Raw genomic sequence first — 17,439 nt, forward strand, 5'->3', positions numbered from 1 at the left:
AAGGAAGAGCGCTAGGGATCCACCAAACCGACAGGTTCAGATGCCCTGATTGCCGGCATGCTCAATGACTGCAAGCCTCCGCACACCGGCAGGAATGACCGGTGTTGGTGCTTGGCAGTCGCAGTTGATTGGCTGTCGGAATCATGTTACTGATAAAGTAACAGACAAGGCAAGTCGGAGACCTCATGCTCAAACACGTCATTGCATGCTTGTGGTCACATTTTGGATCTGGACGACGCTCGTCTCATCTTTGCCAACCGCCTCCGTCATGCGCGCCAGAAGGCCGAGCTGACCCAGGAAGCCTTGGGGGTTGCCGCTGGACTGGCAACTGAAGTGGCCAGGACTCGCATCAATCGCTACGAGAAGGGTGTCAACGAGTGCGACTTGCGCACCGCCAAGCGCCTGGCCGATGCCCTCGGCATGCCGCTGGCTGCCTTCTTCGCCGAGACCGATGAGGTCGCAGACGCCATCCAAGCGCTCGCCAAGCTCTCCGTCGAGGAGCAGAGAAAGGTCGTGGCCGAATTGCAGCTCAAAGCCCAGCGCAGCGATCCACCCAGCTCATAATGCATCGGGCCTCGCTGGTGTCTTGGCATCGTCAGACAATTCCTACACGGATGTCAACGCCAGATCAACAAAACGTAAATGTAATTTTAATGGCTGCGCGGGTAGCCTCAACTCACGCAAGTTGTGCAGTAGATATCGAAGTGTAGGTGCTATGGATAGCGAGTCAGGTCAGACGGATGACGCAGAACAACCGCTCTTTCGCAAGCGAAAGGGGCCGGAGGCGACCTCCACACTCGGCGACTTAAAAGATGCGTTTCCCTCGTCTATCCGGATCTGGATCGGCTGTGGCTGTGTGCTTTTCCTCTTGCTGGCCGCGTTTGTTCTAACCGCGTCCTACTCCAAGCGAGAGCATGTGTCGGGCCAGATCATCTCGACGCATGGGCGAGTGGACATCCGCAGTGGAACGCCTGGGCTCATCCTGTCAACGACATTGAAGCCCAACGCCTTGGTCAAAAAGGGCCAAGTGCTCGCGGAGCTGTCAGCCGACATCACCGATGAAGCGGGCCGCTCTCTGTCCGATGAGACCATCAGACGTGCGCTCACCCGATCAGAAGAGCTGACCAAGGAGCAATTGCAGGCGCATGATTTTTCCGGCCAGCGCGAGCGGGAACTGACGCGTCAAGTCGAAGAAACGAGCGGTGCGATGCAGGAAGTCGCTCGCAAGATCTCAATCTTGGAAAAGAAATATGCCAAGAACCAAGAACTGTTGAAGACCATCGAGCCGCTGCTTGCTGAGAAGTATGTGTCCAAATACACCTACCTCACCTACGAAAATGCCCTCTTGGATGCAGAGACGCAGATCCAGGATGCCCGCGCGCAGCAGTCCACACTTCGCAATCAACGTGCCGCATTGCTGGGTGAGATCACCGAGATAAAGACAACGGCCAGCAGGCAAGCAAGCGAAATCGAGCGCGAGAAGTCCACGATCGAAGATCAAGTGGCCAGAGCCAAGTCCGACCGGCTGCAAACCATCACCTCACCCTTGAGTGGCACAGTCGCAGCGATCTATGCATCCCAAGGTCAGCGTATCGGCACCGACTCGATCATTGCATCCATCACCCCAAGCGAGTCGGTGTTCGAAGCTGAAATCCTCATTCCTTCAAGAGCCATCGGACATGTGGCGGTCGGCACCGAGGTGCTGCTCAATATCGCCGCATTCCCGAAAGCAAAGTATGGCGCCATCCAGGGGCGCATCGCATCGCTGTCAACGCAAACCAGCCCCCTCGGCGAGTTGGAGCGCCGCTATGGTCGCCAGTCGCCCACTGAGCCGGTCTATACCGCCAAGGTGGCATTGCCCTCGCAAACCATCGGAGTCGCCCAAGAAGCGAAGTCCTTCCTTCCGGGGATGGAAGTGGATGCGGAACTGATCTTGGAGGGGCGCAAGATCTGGGAGTGGATGTTTGACCCCTTCCAAACGATGGGATCACGCTTGACGGGTGAAAAGCGATGAAGGATGTCTTGACACCATCAGCCAATGGCAATGCGGAGCCGGATCGCTCTGCCGAACCAGGCCTAGTGTTCTCCTCGAAGCGCCGTGTGCCGCATATCCGCCAGACGGAGTCCAGTGAGTGTGGCTTGGCCTGCATTGCGATGCTGCTCTCCTACTACGGCCATGAAACGAGCCTCGGGGAGCTTCGCAACCGCTTTACGGTGTCGACCAGTGGGGCAACGCTTGCTTCGCTGATTGAAATCGCTGATGCCAATGGGCTGACGACGCGTCCGCTTCGCTTAGAGCTTTACGAACTGCCCAAGCTGTCGCTGCCTTGCATGGTCCACCTGCACCACGGGCACTTTGTTGTGTTGACGGCTGTGCGGGGCGGTCATGTGCATATCAGCGATCCCGCAACCGGCGTCAAGAAGATCAAGCTTGATGAGTTCGATGAACTCTTTAGCGGCATTGCGTTGGAAGCGCATCCCGGTCCGGCCTTCAAGAAGATCAAGAGTGTGCCGTCGGTGTCGCTTCGCGATCTGGCAGGCTCGCTTCGGTCCCTGGTGCCCGCATTCTGGGTTGTGGGCATCTTGGCGCTCTTCTTGGAAGGCTGTGCGCTGATTGCGCCGCAATATCTGCGACTGACCATGGATCAGGTGCTCAGCGTCAAGGACGATGGCCTGGTCACCACATTGGCGATCGGCTTTTCGATCGTGCTCCTGGTCCAACTCGTCTTGACCGTTGCCAGGAAGTGGACATTGTTGTGGATTTCTTCCACCACCGGCTTGCGGTGGAGCAGCAACTTGTTCCGTCACTTGGTGTCGTTACCTCAGTCGTATTTCGTGAAGCGCCATACCGGGGACATTTCAAGTCGCTTCCAGTCGATCTACTCCATCCAGCAGTCACTCACGACGAAGATGCTGGAAGCAGTCATTGATGGGGTGATGTCTTTCCTCATGTTGTTGCTTTTGATGAGCTACGACGCGCCGCTTTCCTTCGCCTTGTTGGCTTTCACCCTTGCCTATGTGGGTTCGCGCTACGCCTACTACGCCAAGCTCAAAGAGGCCAACCTCGACCAGATCAACATCGATGCACGCCGGCAAAGCTTGCTCTACGAAACGGTCCGAAGCATCCAGCCTATCAAGCTGTTCAACAAGTCAGCGCTCTGGGCGTCGCGCTTCACGAACTACAGCGCGAAAGCGACCAACGCGACAATCGGGGCCGAGCGGATCCGCATTGGTTTTGATTCTGTCCAGCTTCTCATCCAGGGCCTGTGCCGCATCTTTGTGATCTGGGAGGGCACGCGGTTGGTGCTCAGTGGGGATATGACGATCGGGGTGCTGACGGTCTTTCTGATCTATGCGACCCAGTTCAGCCAGCGCAGCATCAACTTGGCTGACTACTTGATGCAGCTCCGGCTGCTTCGCTTGCACACGGAGCGCATTTCAGACATCACCCACAGCGAGCCTGAGTCGTTTTTGCATGGCAACGGTGCGCTGGAGGATGCCGCTCCCGCCATTGCCATTGTCAACGGCTACTTCCGCTACTCGTCCACGGACAAGTGGATCATGAGCGCCTTGCAGCTCAGGGCCCCGGCAGGCCAGGCGATTGCGATTGTGGGGAACTCAGGCGTGGGCAAGACCACACTCATCCGCGTTCTGGCGGGGCTTGAAGACCTTCAAGTCGGAGACTTCCTGGTCAATGGAGAGGATCTGCGCAAGGTCGGTAAGTCGAGCTACCGGAGCAAGGTCAGCATCGTGATGCAGGGTGACAATCTGTTGTCCGGAACATTGGCGGAAAACATCTCCATGTTCGATGAGCATATTGACCAAGAACGTCTCGTGCAGGCTGCGCAATTGGCATGCATCCATGACGATATTCAGCGCATGCCAATGGGCTTCAACACCAGAGTCGGTGACTTGGGAAACACGCTGTCAGGTGGTCAAAAACAACGGATCTTCCTCGCTAGGGCTTTCTACAGGCGCACCAAGTTGTTGTTGATGGATGAGCCAACGACTGGCGTTGATGAGCAGATGGGCATACAGCTGATGAAGAACATCAGGAGCATTGGCGCGACCACAGTCGTCGTGACGCACGACAAGAAAATATCTCGGATGTGCGATATGCAGTATCTCTTCGTAAGCGGAAACTTGAGGCCTTTGATCAAGGAGCAGCCTAGATCATTTGAAGAAGACGATGATGTGAATGCCGCCGAAAAGTCTAGCCAAGAATGATAAGTCGAAACCTCAATAAATATTTTTTGGAGAGGAAATGCAAGGGCTGTATTCAATGAAAAAAATAATCGTATCTAAAGTCAACGCACATGATGGAGCGCCGTAATGAGAGAATTGACAAACGAAGAGCTATTCCTAGTAGCAGGCGCTGCAGCCGCTGCAGACGTCGATCCAAGTGAGCCGCCCACTGAGATTCCACCAATTGTGGTGAACCCGCCTACGAGTCCACCTCCGAGTCCGCCCCCGACTATTCCCCCTTCGCCGCCAGTTGAGCAGCCGGGGCCGATAACCCCTCCGGGCGGGGGTGGTGGTGCACCCACGCCTCCGCCGCCTCTGGTCAGTGGGCTGGGTGCGGGTGCGGACGCGTATCTGAATAAAAGCGACGAAGTGAAGAGCTTGCTTTCAAAATATATTGCGGGCGGCGCGGACGTCGAATTTAAAGATCTTGGAACAGTAAAGGGCGAAGTTGAGGCAGGTAATATCTATCTAGATGATGACCTCAAAGGAACCTCACTTCAAGCTGCAACTGTGCTGACTCATGAGCTTTATCATGTCTATAACTCTGTCAACTATGGAACGACAACGCCGACTCAAGAACAATATGTCAACGCATGGCTTAATAATGAGGCTGGCTCAGTCATGTTCGAGATGAACTTTGTTAAACAGGTCGAAGCAACCAGTATTACCCAGTATCCAGCTGATCTGACCAGCATCTATAACCAAATTGGCACCACGCTAACAACGGAGCAGGCGACCGCTAAGATAGCTGAGTGGTATGGTAATCAGGACCATGGTGGTGGGCAAACTGTGAAGCAATATTACGAATCTGTTTATAATTCGAATAAAAAATAGGTGAAATAATGAGATTGTATCGTAGCGGTCCTATTCCATGGGCAATTTTAACTGTTGTGTTTTTAGTGCCGGCATTAGCATTTGGAGGTGCTCTTGGCTCCGAAAACAAAATCGGCGATTTAATATCGTTATTCAGCTCTGGCGTTGATGTCGAGCAGCCTCAAGTTGAGAGGCTGCTTGGAACTGACATGGCTAAGGTCGAGATCACAAGGGATGAAGCCCTTCGTCGCCACTACCGGGTCTCATTAGATGACCCGAAATCTCAAGTGACTGCATTCAGCTTCGGGGTTCATCGTAGTGACGCAGGTTCTCAGGTATGGAAAATAGCTGCGTTGTCAGCTATTTATGCTGAAAAAAAAGTCCCGGGCTGTGAAAAATACGACGATATTGTGAAGAAATATGGCTTTATTGAAGGCATTCGTGAACCCCGATCAGTGATAAAGGGTGCAGCTTGGACGCAACCGGCGACACTCACAAAAGGGTCGTATAAAATTTATGTGTCGACCACGGACGTCACCTCGCCTTGTGTTTCAGGATTTAGTGTTTCTACAAAGCGGGCTGATAATTCGTCTGCTTCTACCAGAAATACGGGAGGTTAATATTCATCTTGCATCGGTCAATCATGTCAGGGCTGATCGATGCAACCTGATGCATTAAGTCTGATAGTTGAGTTTTTTAATAAATAAAAATGGTGGCAACTTTTGTCGGTGGTTTGGGTTGCTGTGATGGGTATCTGATGAACAGAGGGCTGGCTTTTGTAAGTGTAATGGTTCTGGTGATGGGGGCGGTCGTACACGCTGAGAATAAAGATCCCGAACTAAGTTTGGATGAGGTAATTGGTAAAATCTATGACCCTAATAAGCCAGTAAATTATGAGACTTTCCGCGAAATTGGACTCCGTGATTTCCATCAGGTGAGTTCAAGTCGAGCTTTGAATATTGCTTTTCGCTCAAATGCGTTCAAGACGCGGGATCAGTATGCGATCTCTTTTATTGAGTTCAGGGTCCCCCCTGAGCTCGATAAAGGAGTGAGTTTTATGTATATGGAGCTCGCTCCCGGTCGTTGTTACGAAGTATCTAAGATCAAGCAAAAGTTTGCGCTCACTTCATATGTCCTACCACCCAATCCCCATGCGCCACTCGCCGATGCCAGCAAGGAGGTTTTCTACAAAACCGATCTTGGTGAAACGTCTGTGTATGTGAAAGCGAGTTGGAACGGTGAGTGCTTGCTTGGGCTCACGAGAAGTCGAAACTGAGAGGTTTGATGGTGCTAGCCAATTAGGTATCTATCTAATTGGCTAGCGCTGAGATGAGCGACCAACAGGTTTGGCGTGAAACGATGAGTTCAAGCACTACATAGTCATAAGCAGCCGCTGTGGCATGGGAGGCGATAGCGTGATGGCACTTACGGCTCTGGTCGTTCCTTCAAGTTATTCCGAATGATGAGCAAGTAGACGAGGAGGGCAGGCACGCACGTCAGGCAGATGACAATGAAAAACTTGCCATAGCCCTGGCTTTGTCCATAGCGCGTGGTGAGATAAGCCACTGCAAGGCCTGAAAAGCCGGCAAGCACCCGCCCGAAGATCGAGTAGAAGCTTGTTAGCCAAGCGTAGTGCTCTCCTGCGCGCCCAAGCGTGACCAGCTTTGACATGTAAGCAACCAGGGCTATGCCGGTATAGCTACTAGCAAGGTTTTGAAGAATAACGCTAGCCCAAAGCAGTTCAGCAGACTGCTCGTTCGACGAGAGCGATGCAAGAACGAGGAGGGCAAGGGCTTGGAGAGCTGCGCCAACAAGGATGGTCGTGCCCAGAGACATGCGCTTCAAGCTAGTGCCTGCAGCCAAAATTCCGAGGAAGGCCGCAGGGATCCCAAGCCAAATATGCAGGGATCCGACCACGCTCTTTCCAATGCCAAGGGCATAGAAGAACGGATTGATCATGGGACCCAAAAGAATGTCCGGTAGGCGATAGCAGCCGATGAAGACGACCACCGCAATCCACCCTTGGACAGTGGAGGGTCGAAGCGACACCAACGGAGCCCCCTGCTTCTCCGCACTCGTGGCATCTGGGGTGCGGGTGCTATCGGGATGAGATTGCAGAAGGAGCGTTCCGCAGATGGGCACCAACATCAGGGGCAGCAGAAGGGAGTAAGCAACTTGCCAGGACAGCCGCGCTGCGAGCAAGAACACCAGACCGTCGCTCAGCAGAAGAGCAATGCGGTAGCCAAACTGATAGGCAGTGAGGAGCTTGGCTGGCTGCTGGTGCACTGACTCCTGTTCGATGCGAAACGCATCGACTGAGGCATCCAGGGTCGCACCGGCAAAGGCGGCTGCGATGGAGCTCAATGCAATGAGCGGCAGACTACCGGTGACGACGCTAAGGACAAGGCCCAGGAGGGATAGAGCGACCATGACCGAAGACAAGACAATCCAGCCCTGACGGTGCGCCATGGTGCTTCCAACGACCGGGGCACGGCGTTGGTCGAGATGGCGAGCCCATAGGAATTTGAGGGAGTAGGGAAGCGCGGTCCAAGCCAAGGCACCGATGACTGCGATCGAAAGCGACTTTTCGCTGAGCCAATAGCCTAAGGTGCTGCCGATCAGCGGATAAGGCAAACCAGAACCGAAGCCCAGGAACAAAAATCCAGTCCAGGCCTTGGTCGGCCTTGATGTCACTTCATGCATGGGCTGCAACTGCCTTGTCGCTTAGGTTCGTCCATTCGTATCAAGGAAGCAACGTGTCTTCCTCAGCCATCTTTGCGAAGGGTGTAAGTCTTGGTTCCCAGGATAGCGCCCGTCTTATCTCGCACCAAGCGATGCGCTTGCTTGAAGTGAGGGCACAAGCGGTGCCGGAGTGCTCTCGCCAGGCGTCGGTGATGCCCTGGCATAGCCACGAAATCCAGGATCCAGAGTTGATCACCTTCGTTCCAGTCGCTAATCGGCAGGAACGGAGGATCTTGCAGAACCAAATGACTGGCGGTTTCAGGCGTTAGATATGCCCATAAGGCGTAGCCGGTCCATACCCCATCGTCGTCTTCGATCGTGACGAACTGGCCTAGGCGAATCGCAGGCCATAGCCACACATAAGCCGCTGCGATACTGAACTTCTTGCGGTCAGTCTTGAACAGGAGTTGCATCGCCAGGCCAAGCGCCTGCGCATCAACGGCATTAGGTTGCATGGGCGGTAGTGGATCTCAATGTCTGCGCTGCAAGGGCAGCGTCAGGGAAGGTGAGCAGTGAGGCAGGAACGGTTGCACGCCCGGTCAAGCCTAGACCTACCAGATAGCTGGTGGGTTCGCAGTCGACAAGCACGACGGTTCGATAGCCGGAATTGCTGATGCCCAGTGTCTCTTCTGCGACTTCGGCGCCGAAGAGCAGTGTTCCGCCACACACGCGTGGCCCATCCAGCTGGACTGTATAGGCCATACGATGCGTATCAAAGAAATACAAAGCGGTGGACACGTGATCGCTTGCGTAGCCTAGGACAAGCCAGTGTGATGGTAGGCCTTTCCAGACACGGCGCGAGACCGCGACCTCGGTTGCGATAAATGCCGAGACCCGCTCGGGTCCCGACGACCGATCCGCAAGGATTGACCGCACCAGCTTGATCGCCCGGCGCTTGGATACGCGATAGGAAAGGCGTGCTCGTGGTCTCACCCAGCGGTTGGCCGCACAAAGATGAAGATCCGCGTTCGGGAGTGTGCGCAGAAACGCTACGATCTCTTCGCCAAGCTGAGACCCCTGGGTTGCTTTACCTCTGAGGTGGTCGGAGAGCCAATCGTGGCGCTCGTTGTGCTTTGTGGGCTGATCGAATGCATAGTCAAGGCGTTGTTGTTCGCGGTAGTAGCGCGCAATGAGCGTATTAAACTGCAACACCTCTTGGCTTGACTCAGGCAAAGCACACGCTTCTGCACAGTGATGGAGAAACGCAGCTTCCATGTGATGCTCGATCTGGAAGAGCAGTCGATCGATGTTGGCGATTGCCTTGTCAAAGCGGGAATACTTCTTGAAGAAATAGGCAAGCGATGGAAGCGAGTGGCGAACATCACGTATCTCATCGCCGAAGAAGTGACGATGTCCATCTGTGCCATGCTTCCAGCTAGGAACTGCGCGGAAGCCGCCGAAATCCAGGAACTGCGCGTTCAATGTGATGTTGTCACTTGTCGGGCGTCCGGTCCAAAGGCGATGCGCGCGACTTGCCGCAATTTGCTCGGCAAGGCGGAGGTAGAGCCCAGACAAGTTAACGCCTAAGCCGCTGGGATTGCCGGCATCGCGCTGTGCATGTTCGTCGGCAAAGTGGATGGCATCTCTGACCCGCGGGCTATCTTGAAATTGATCACTGTCGGCGTTGCCTGCTGTTCCGAAATACAGGCTGCGCTCGAAATGCGCCAAGCGCAGGAAAGCGGGCCTGATCAGAATGGCGCAACGCTCCGGTTCGTCTGCGTCGGTGCGTGCCAGGGAGAAGCCGGCATCAATGATGGCAACGATGGGCACTGCCCCGTGGGGGAGTTCTGCGTTGAGGATCTCGCTAGCAACTGCCTCGCGTATGGCATCGTAAAGATAGAGACAGCCATGGGAGTGTGACCAATCATGCGCCTCGGAGACCAATGGCGTAGGGCCGGTTCCTTTGGCGATGAGCATGCCATCGGAGCCACAGCGGCCACTCCCTCCGTGGATCGCCCCACCGCTCCCACCATAGCGATCAGCGCCCAGTGTCTGGCGTCCGAAGCTGCCGGCAACGCAGTGAGCTTCGAGAGAGGTCACGGCAAAGCGCTCAAGCAAGGACGCTGAGATGCTGGTCCGAGTGGGCTTGTCGTGGATGGCAATGCCCAAGTCATGAAACCAGCGCTCATTGAGCCAAAGCACGGAAGCATCTGGCAGCTTTCCCACTGGGAAGGGCACGAGCATCGAAGTGCTCACGCTGGCGAGGTTCAACAGGTTGGGGGCGTTCTTGTCATCCATGTCCCAGTAGTCATTGGGCATTTCGCTTCCTTGTTTCTGCAATTGTTGCGACTTCGCGTTCGATCGGCTTTGGTGATGCTACCAACCTGACGGCAGTTCGTGCTTCTGCTGCTTGGATTTCCGAAAACCACGGGACATCACGACTGCATAGACCATTGCCTGGAAATCGGCACAGGGCATGGAGAAAGTCAGATCTGTACAGTTCTTATTCATTTTCTAATATAACTATTAATCATGCGTAGGGGCGCAATTGCTGACCCAGCCGTAGCGCGAAAATTCTACTAAAGAATCAAACAGCAAGAGCGCACTTATGGTTTCTGCTTTGCAGAAACCGTGCGCCAACGCTGCGCGTCGGTGCGGTGGCTTCGCCACCTCGTTGCCTATGCTCCGCAAGGCAACACAGCCACTTCAAAACCCTGTGATCAAGGTCTCTCTGCTGTCGAGTTCGCTTTTCTCTCGACATGGGATGTTATGCCGCTTCTTTGTGTGCTCCACAAGCAGGAGTTTCACAAATGGCGATTTATCACGCAACAATGAAGTCTTTTAGCCGAGGCAACGGCGACTCGTCGGTCGCAGCAGCGGCTTACCGAGCAGGGTTTGATCTGCTCGATACGAGCACAGGGCTTGGTCACAATTATTCCCACCGAGGCGGTGTCGATTTTCACCAGATGCTTGCGCCAAAGGGCGCGCCCTCGTGGTGCTTCGATGCGCAGTATTTTTGGAACGCGAACGAAGCGGCCGAGACTCGCAAGAACGCGCGCGTTTGCCGAGAAGTCGAGGTGTCGCTTCCGCATCAACTCGATCCACACCAACGAAGAGTGCTCGCTTTGGCGCTGGGTCAATTGCTCGTCGAACGCTTCCAAGTGGCCGTGCTGGTGGCAGTCCACACGCCAAGCAAGCTGGGTGATCAGCGCAACCACCATGTGCATTTGCTGATGTCAGCCAGACAAGTCGGTCCGGGTGGGCTCGGTGAGCGCGCCTGCGCTGAGTTTGACGCCCGACAAGGCGGCGGCACACGAGCGTTGCGGCAAATCCGCAGAGACATTGCAACAGTCATCAATGCGCATCTGAAAAATGCCGGCAACGCGGCTCGTGTGGATCATCGCAGTCTCCGAGCACAAGCGCAGGAGGCCGCGCGCAATGGGGAGTTTGAACGCGCCCGCGAACTCACTCGCAGGCCTGGCAAGCACTTGGGCAAAGCCAAAGTCGCGGTGATGCGATACACGGTTCCAGGCAAGAACGGTAAGAGCATCATTACTGTCAATGAGTTGGAGAGCGCGGAGCGTCAGCGTTTCACCATCTGTCACGAAATTGCCCACGTGGTGCTTGGACTTCCCTCCAAACACGAAGAAGTGCCGCAGTGGGGATACGCCAAGCGCGACCCCAACGAGGTGTTTTGTGACGTCTTTGCTTCTGAACTGCTGATGCCCTACAAGGAGTGGCTGGCATCAGTTCCCAAGGACGAACCCTCTCTTGCGCTGATCGAGCAGATGGCCGTGCGGTTTGGCACCTCCTTTCCTGCCGCCGCTTCACGCTACGCTAGCCTCACTGACTATCCATGTGCATTCGTCACCATGGAGCGTGGCGTCGTGCGCTACTCAGTGCTCTCCAAAGCCCTGCGCGAGGTCAAGGCATGGATCCCGCCAAGGGCCAGCATCCCGTCTGGTTCTGTGACGTATCGCTTACGCGAGTTAGGGGGCAATGGCACCGACTCAGATTGGGTGCCACAAGATATCTGGTTTGAGAACTGGGAAAAGGGTCTTGAGCTTTGCGAGATCGGCAGGCACTTTTCGCTAAGGGACACCACGACATCATTGCTGTGGTTCGACCAAGAAGAGCTCCCAGAAGTTGAGCATGACCGCTTTGGAAAGCGCTGGGAGGACGACGGGGGCTTGCCCGAACTTACGGGTGAATTGACTTGGGGCAAGGGCACTAGACATCGTTGATCAGTAACATGTCTTGGGCGTGGCCTTAGCCTAACTCTTAGCTCATTTCTCAGAGCTTCAACCTGCAGGAAAAAGCGGCGTCTATAGGCATAAATGAATGATTAGGTGCACCGATGACTGATGTATTTTCCTTTGAAGTGCTCCACTTGGTCGGTTCGGGTCTTACACCCGACTTTGCTGGGCTTGGCGTGGTGTTTTACACCAGCCTCAATCATCTTCCGTTTCTCCAACTTGCCTCTGATTCGCATGTCCCTAAGCTGCCAGTTGTCGGCAGTCATGAGATCGCAACTCAATTGTTAGAGGTGTCCCGGGTCCAGTCTTGTTGGCACGACGGGTTTCATTTTGTGGATATGAGTAAGGAGTGTCTGACACATCTGGCACAGTTCGTTTCACCCCCGCTGCCAGAGGCGGGTGATTTTATCCCAGCGCTTACCGGGGCAAGACTCATGACCGCATCATTGGCTTCTCTGGTGGAAGGCATTGCGCATGTCGGGATCATTTCTAACCGACGTGAGTTGCTATTGTTCTCTGGTGGGAAGTGCGTGCTGGCCGAGAAAATCGCATGAGATCTGTCACTGCTAGCTTTCCCGAAATTCGGAAGCTTCTCAAAATTGCTGGATACGCGGTGCTTTGTCTAAGTGCCGCCATCGCGACCGGTTTGGTCTACTACGGTGGCCAGAAGTGGCCGGATGCGTTGCCCAGGGCCTCTTCGATCTCAATCGTGGTGATTACCGTCGCCTTGAATTTTCTAGCTGAGACGAGATGGATTTATCCCTTGATCGCTAAGCTTACGAGGCGTCCACTTGTTCACGGGCTCTGGGTTGGGCATCTGACATCAGACTACGGTGTACGAGAAGGAAGGCCGTCGTTGGACCCTATTAGGATTTTCTTTGTTATTCGCCAAAGTTACTTGCACGCATCGATTGAGTCGCACACCAAGACCCAAGAATCTTATTCAACGATTGAACACCTGGAAAAGAGTGAGAAAACGGGGGCGGGCCATCTTGAGTATGTTTTTGAAATGGTCCGAACTGCGCATAGCGAGAACAAGATCACAATCGGTTATGGGAAGCTTCGGCTTCTGGATCAGGGGAAGTCGATGTCGGGGGACTACTGGACCAATTCTCCAACGCAGGGTCAGTTGAAAGTGGTCTTGGTCACGCGTGACTGCGAGGAAATTAATTCTTTTGAGTCTGCATCAGCGGTCGCAGAGAAACTGGGGAAGGCTTAAAACCTGCTTTTACGAAGTGATTTCGGTTATGGATGCGGGGCGTGGGCGGGTTTGAGCTGCTAACGTAGTTTCATCCATTGACGATACAGATACCAAGAGGTCAGAATGAAAATTCCAGATACTGAACCTAGCGGCATACCTGAGGAAGGCTCGCCACATAGGCTATGGGGGATGCTCTCACAAAAATTCCCATGGCTAAAAAATCGGGGTCCACATGCTTACATGTTTGGGGTTGTTGCATTGGGAGCCCTGCTTTTAGTCGGCGGCGCTATCACCGGTCGTTCTAAACTTCTCATTGCTGCACAGTATCTCTTCCTTCTTGCGGGTGCCGTGCAAATACTCGCGGCTGTCTATCTATCGAGCAATCAGGCTGGGCATTTGCGCGGCCTCATCGATCAAGAGAAAGAAAGGCCGACAGAATTTGTTCGCGCAGTTCAGTTAACACGCGCAAAAATTGATCTCTTGGATCAGATATGGCGCGAAAATCCTCCTGATATTGGTCGTCTCGGTTCGAACATCGCCAATGCTCAGAAAAAATATTCAGACTTGGAGTCGCAGCAGAGTTCGCCAGACGAAGAATACTTAGTTCTAACGCAGGCTGACATTGCGAACGCGCTACTCACGGCATCATCAAATACTGCTTGTGGCACCCTGCTGGTAGTCGTCGGAACATTGGTTCCGCTTTTCAGCTAATTAATCTTACGAAAGCTAAAAACGCCAGTGCGGCAAAAGCGATTGCAACCGACCACTTCTGATATTTTAACATTGCGCCCATTTCTATTCCTTTTCTTTTAACGTAGGGCGACTTTTATTTTTGTCAACAATTGGCGATGTCTGCTTGTCTTCTTTTTTGGGTGTGTCACACGAGTGATGTTTGATCACGTATGCAATAAAAGCTAGCGATCGGTTTTTCACGAGCATCTAAGGCCGGATCCGATATGTAGAGATTCTGTCTTGCTTTTGATCTATGGGCTTTCGCTTGGCGAAAATCTAATCTTTGTAGGTTAGATAAGTGTGCTGTAACCCTTGTAATCGTTGAGGGCCCTGCAACAAGTCAAAGTGCGCAGATGTGATTGGTGTAGGTCTGTGCGAGCCGGTTTAACTTATGGCGCCTTCGCCCTCGCTTGGAAGGCGAGCGCTACCGCTGATGCCATATTCTCGGGACTAAGAGTCAACAACTGCTTCACCACCTCGTCGACATCTTTGCCAGCGCCGCCTTGGCGTTCAAGCTGTTCGAGCTTCCTACCCAGTGCCACGGGATCCGGGTTGAAGTAGCGCATGAAGGTTTTCAGATCCTTGTGGCCTGAGATCCTTGCTGCTTCCGCTGGATTGAGGTGGTGTCCCATTTCGGTGATGCGGGTGTGGCGAAGATCATGCATGCGCGCGGTCAATATATCGGGGTCACCGAGCTTCTCGGCTACCTGCCCACGCACCCGATCCCAGGCCTGAGTGACGGTGTCTGCCCGAATACGCTTGCCGCGTGAACTCACAAAGACCGCTCCTTTCTTTGTTTCGCTGGCTTCAAAGCGCGCAGCGATCAAGGCCATGGGCTCTGAGGTCAGCGGGATCACGCGCTCATTGTATTTGCCATTCTTGGCCTTGGTCTCGCGAAGTCGGGCGGTCTTTTTCTTGAAGTTGATGTCCGCCCAATCGAGCTTCACGCATTCGGAGCGGCGGGCTGCGGTCATGCGCGCAAAGCGAATGACATCGGCCGTTGCCGGGTCGGTCCGCCCAGCATCCAGCTGCGCAACGATGGCGTTCCATTCCTCCTCGGTGAGCGTCCGGTCGCGCGAGTCGTCCGAGTTGAGGGATTTCAAGCTCTTGATCGGCGAGCGCAGATCGATCTGCCAGGTCTCGTGCGCAATCCGAAAAAGGTTCCGGATCGTGGTCAGGGCTCGCTTTTTGCTCCCCTGGGCCATCGGGAGCGTGGTGCCGTCTCGCTTGACCTTGATGTATGAGTTCACGAACGAGCTGGCATGGCGTCCCAGGAAGTCATCCTGAGTCAAATCCTTGGCCAGCTTGCGGGTGAGGTGGGGCATGCCGGTGTGGCTCAACCCAAGACCGTTGCCGCCTCCCAAGAAGAGATAGGCATTAGAGTGGTCGGTTCTGACCGACGCGTGCTTGATCAGCCCATCATCGATTTCTTGGACAAACCGGCGCAGCAGATCCCCGAAGGTCCAAGCCTCGGCAGTGTGGGCATACGGGGTTTGCCGAAGCTCTAAGGAGGCGTGTTCTCGGCGGACATAGGCCTCGGCCATGAGCCGTGCAGCGTCGATGTGATGCTCAGTGTTCGGGGGCGCTTTGGGGTCGACGGGGTAGCGCACCAGCGGAAACTTCAACGCCTGCCCGTCGAGGGACCTTCGGATACGCGCCTCCCACCTGAGTTGCCCATCCGTCCTGAGCGTCACGCCCGCCACCGAGCTAACGGCCTGGGAGGCCTTGATGCCGCGCGGAAGCGTGCCAGTGAAGGTCTTGGTGCGCCCCGGTTTGACAGCTGCTTTGGCTTTGCTCACTTAGCGTCTCCCTGTATCCTTGGACGGATGGCCCCGTGGCACAATTGGATAGCGCGCGTCCCTCCTAAGGACGAGGTTGCTGGTTCGAACCCAGCCGGGGTCACCACTTTTCTGACAATCGGTTGAGCGGGCCGGTCGTTGCCACAGACTTACCACATTCGGGCTGGACTTCAACGCAAAGCCTTGTCCTGGTTGGGTCTTAGTGTAGCGACGTTGTCCCTCCTAAAGGGGAAGGTCGCCCGTTCGAATCGGGCCGGGGTCACCAAGAATCAATGGTTTAGCGACACGCGCGCATTGCCCATTTCGCTTATTAGGGCGCATATCCACAGGGGTTGGTCACAGTGGACACAGCTGCATTGGCGTCGTGGACCGCCCCTAAAATCTCAGGTGTTTGACCGCAGCCTCGTCGCCCTGCGGTGTCAAATGTGCGTAGTACTTTTCAGTCGTCGCATAGTCAGCGTGTCCTGCCAAAACCTGGACCCGGCGCAGCGGTACGCCCGCCATGACCAGGTGGGCGCAAAAGGTGTGGCGCAGCCGATGCAGGCTTCCACCGATTCCCGCTTTGCGGGCATCTGCAGCGAACCAGTCGCTGATGGTGTCTTTGTGCACGTCGATAAGTCGATCAGGCAGTCGGCGCAGTGCGCATCGTGCATAGCGGTTGAGCGGAACCTCACGCCACTTGCCCGATTTGGTACGGCCACTTCCCGTTTCATCCGGCTCGCTCTCGATCATGAGCCTGCTGCCTTGCACCGACGATTTGTGCAGCTTGGCCACCTCACCACGGCGCAAGCCGGTGTGCGCCATGAACAACCACGGCGGTGCGCGTGAGGGGCTTGCGCGATAGAGCTTTCGCATCGCAGCTCGGTCATAAAAGCTGACAGCAACGCTGCGTACGCCTCGCGGTGCTTCACTCTCTCGAGCGAGTTCACGTCGAGTTCTTTCCACTCCATCCCGCGGCGAAATGCCGCTTGCAGCCGTCGGATCTCCTTGCCGACGGTTTCTGGCGCCGCCTTATCGGTGAGAAGGCGGTCGCGCTTGTAGCCCTCCATTTCTACCGGGCGCAGTGTGTCGATCGGGCGGTCGCCAAACTTGGCGATAAAGCGCTTCACCTCGCTACGCGCTTTGCCCGCAGTCGTAGGGTGCTCGGCGGCGTACCAATCCAGGTACCACTCAAGGTAAGCGCTCACCTGTGGCAGCCGCGCAAGAATGCGAACGCCGTGCGTCAGCTCAGCTTCTTTCGCTGCTCGTATTTCTTCAGCCTCATGAGTGCCGAGGCGGCCGAGGGAGAGCCGGTACCGATTGCCAGCTTGTCGCCAGTCGAGGTATGCGCTATCGCCGCGCCAGCAGAGTGAGACTGTTGCCATTGATGTGCGCCGTGGATCGGCGCATAGAGCGCGGACTTTTCGTAGAGTTGTTTGCCCATGAAGCGACGCGGCGCTAGGCCGTAGGCGAGGGCATTCCTGCGAAACTGAGATTCGGAGACGCCACAGTAGTGCGCGGCCTCGGTGACATTGAGCCAGTCCTTGCCAGAGAGATTTAGCGGCTCCGCTGCTGACATCCCGGCCTCCTTTGCGTCGTAGGGCCTGAGCGGTTTACTAAGTGCGCCACGTGACCCGTTGTGCGGCACGTCGCGGTGTTGCACGATGTGTCCACCTGGGGGGGTATATGGCACTGCACGTTGAAGAAAGCGGCTTCCGAATCGAAGTGAGTA

Annotated in this window: 16 protein-coding genes and 1 tRNA gene; 11 read left to right on the top strand and 6 right to left on the bottom strand. The window is 55.1% G+C overall.

The features are described from left to right. The first annotated feature begins 222 nt into the window (after positions 1 to 222). From BJD12_RS00330 to BJD12_RS00355, 6 genes are all read left to right on the top strand, one after another. On the top strand, positions 223 to 564 hold the full coding sequence (locus BJD12_RS00330; RefSeq protein ID WP_005996422.1) for a helix-turn-helix domain-containing protein: 342 nt from the start codon (positions 223 to 225) through the stop codon (positions 562 to 564). 151 nt (positions 565 to 715) lie between these two features. Beyond that, the gene (locus BJD12_RS00335; RefSeq protein WP_005996420.1) at positions 716 to 2,014 is read left to right on the top strand and encodes an HlyD family secretion protein; all 1,299 of its coding nucleotides are present in this window, start codon (positions 716 to 718) and stop codon (positions 2,012 to 2,014) included. After that, positions 2,011 to 4,227 (top strand): peptidase domain-containing ABC transporter, encoded by a 2,217-nt coding sequence (locus BJD12_RS00340; protein WP_005996417.1) that lies wholly within the window; start codon positions 2,011 to 2,013, stop codon positions 4,225 to 4,227. The genes BJD12_RS00335 and BJD12_RS00340 overlap by 4 nt, the downstream gene beginning before the upstream one ends. A gap of 105 nt (positions 4,228 to 4,332) precedes the next feature. After that, positions 4,333 to 5,079, top strand: a complete 747-nt coding sequence (locus tag BJD12_RS00345) for a hypothetical protein (RefSeq protein ID WP_005996415.1) — start codon at positions 4,333 to 4,335, stop codon at positions 5,077 to 5,079. 8 nt (positions 5,080 to 5,087) lie between these two features. Beyond that, the gene (locus BJD12_RS00350; protein WP_074059282.1) at positions 5,088 to 5,678 is read left to right on the top strand and encodes a hypothetical protein; all 591 of its coding nucleotides are present in this window, start codon (positions 5,088 to 5,090) and stop codon (positions 5,676 to 5,678) included. A gap of 89 nt (positions 5,679 to 5,767) precedes the next feature. After that, positions 5,768 to 6,334 carry a hypothetical protein gene (locus BJD12_RS00355; RefSeq protein ID WP_005996413.1) on the top strand — a complete coding sequence of 189 codons (567 nt, stop codon included), beginning with the start codon at positions 5,768 to 5,770 and terminating at the stop codon, positions 6,332 to 6,334. A 149-nt stretch (positions 6,335 to 6,483) separates the two neighbouring features. Here BJD12_RS00355 and BJD12_RS00360 read toward each other — a convergent pair whose 3' ends face one another. From BJD12_RS00360 to BJD12_RS00370, 3 genes are all read right to left on the bottom strand, one after another. Further along, on the bottom strand, positions 6,484 to 7,761 hold the full coding sequence (locus BJD12_RS00360; protein WP_005996412.1) for an MFS transporter: 1,278 nt from the start codon (positions 7,759 to 7,761) through the stop codon (positions 6,484 to 6,486). A 62-nt stretch (positions 7,762 to 7,823) separates the two neighbouring features. Beyond that, positions 7,824 to 8,255 (bottom strand): toxin-activating lysine-acyltransferase, encoded by a 432-nt coding sequence (locus tag BJD12_RS00365; protein ID WP_005996410.1) that lies wholly within the window; start codon positions 8,253 to 8,255, stop codon positions 7,824 to 7,826. Continuing rightward, a complete protein-coding gene (locus tag BJD12_RS00370; RefSeq protein WP_005996407.1) occupies positions 8,245 to 10,059 on the bottom strand; it encodes a protein adenylyltransferase SelO family protein in 1,815 nt (604 codons plus the stop codon). The genes BJD12_RS00365 and BJD12_RS00370 overlap by 11 nt, the downstream gene beginning before the upstream one ends. 491 nt (positions 10,060 to 10,550) lie before the next feature. Here BJD12_RS00370 and BJD12_RS24830 point away from each other — a divergent pair, with 491 nt between their 5' ends. From BJD12_RS24830 to BJD12_RS00390, 4 genes are all read left to right on the top strand, one after another. Beyond that, complete coding sequence (locus tag BJD12_RS24830) at positions 10,551 to 11,984, top strand: MobA/MobL family protein (protein ID WP_005993690.1); 1,434 nt, start codon at positions 10,551 to 10,553, stop codon at positions 11,982 to 11,984. 113 nt (positions 11,985 to 12,097) lie between these two features. Continuing rightward, positions 12,098 to 12,550: a hypothetical protein gene (locus BJD12_RS00380; protein ID WP_005993688.1), complete on the top strand. Its 453-nt coding sequence runs from the start codon at positions 12,098 to 12,100 to the stop codon at positions 12,548 to 12,550. After that, a complete protein-coding gene (locus BJD12_RS00385) occupies positions 12,547 to 13,215 on the top strand; it encodes a Cap15 family cyclic dinucleotide receptor domain-containing protein (RefSeq protein WP_005993686.1) in 669 nt (222 codons plus the stop codon). Before BJD12_RS00380 ends, BJD12_RS00385 begins: the two co-directional genes overlap by 4 nt. 105 nt (positions 13,216 to 13,320) lie before the next feature. Then, entirely contained in the window at positions 13,321 to 13,908 is a 588-nt protein-coding gene (locus BJD12_RS00390; protein WP_126936680.1) for a hypothetical protein, read from the top strand. 410 nt (positions 13,909 to 14,318) lie between these two features. Here the strand turns inward: BJD12_RS00390 and BJD12_RS00395 are convergent, their stop codons facing one another. Further along, the gene (locus BJD12_RS00395) at positions 14,319 to 15,728 is read right to left on the bottom strand and encodes a site-specific integrase (protein WP_005993682.1); all 1,410 of its coding nucleotides are present in this window, start codon (positions 15,726 to 15,728) and stop codon (positions 14,319 to 14,321) included. Positions 15,729 to 15,757: 29 nt separating this feature from the next. Here BJD12_RS00395 and BJD12_RS00400 point away from each other — a divergent pair. Beyond that, a tRNA-Arg gene (locus tag BJD12_RS00400) sits at positions 15,758 to 15,834 on the top strand. A gap of 269 nt (positions 15,835 to 16,103) precedes the next feature. Here the strand turns inward: BJD12_RS00400 and BJD12_RS24835 are convergent. Both BJD12_RS24835 and BJD12_RS24840 read right to left on the bottom strand, forming a co-directional pair. Next, complete coding sequence (locus BJD12_RS24835; protein ID WP_228861075.1) at positions 16,104 to 16,583, bottom strand: tyrosine-type recombinase/integrase; 480 nt, start codon at positions 16,581 to 16,583, stop codon at positions 16,104 to 16,106. A 367-nt stretch (positions 16,584 to 16,950) separates the two neighbouring features. Beyond that, the gene (locus BJD12_RS24840; RefSeq protein WP_005993674.1) at positions 16,951 to 17,286 is read right to left on the bottom strand and encodes a hypothetical protein; all 336 of its coding nucleotides are present in this window, start codon (positions 17,284 to 17,286) and stop codon (positions 16,951 to 16,953) included. Positions 17,287 to 17,439: the final 153 nt, after the last annotated feature.

This window comes from Xanthomonas vesicatoria ATCC 35937 (assembly GCF_001908725.1).
GTDB lineage: Bacteria > Pseudomonadota > Gammaproteobacteria > Xanthomonadales > Xanthomonadaceae > Xanthomonas > Xanthomonas vesicatoria.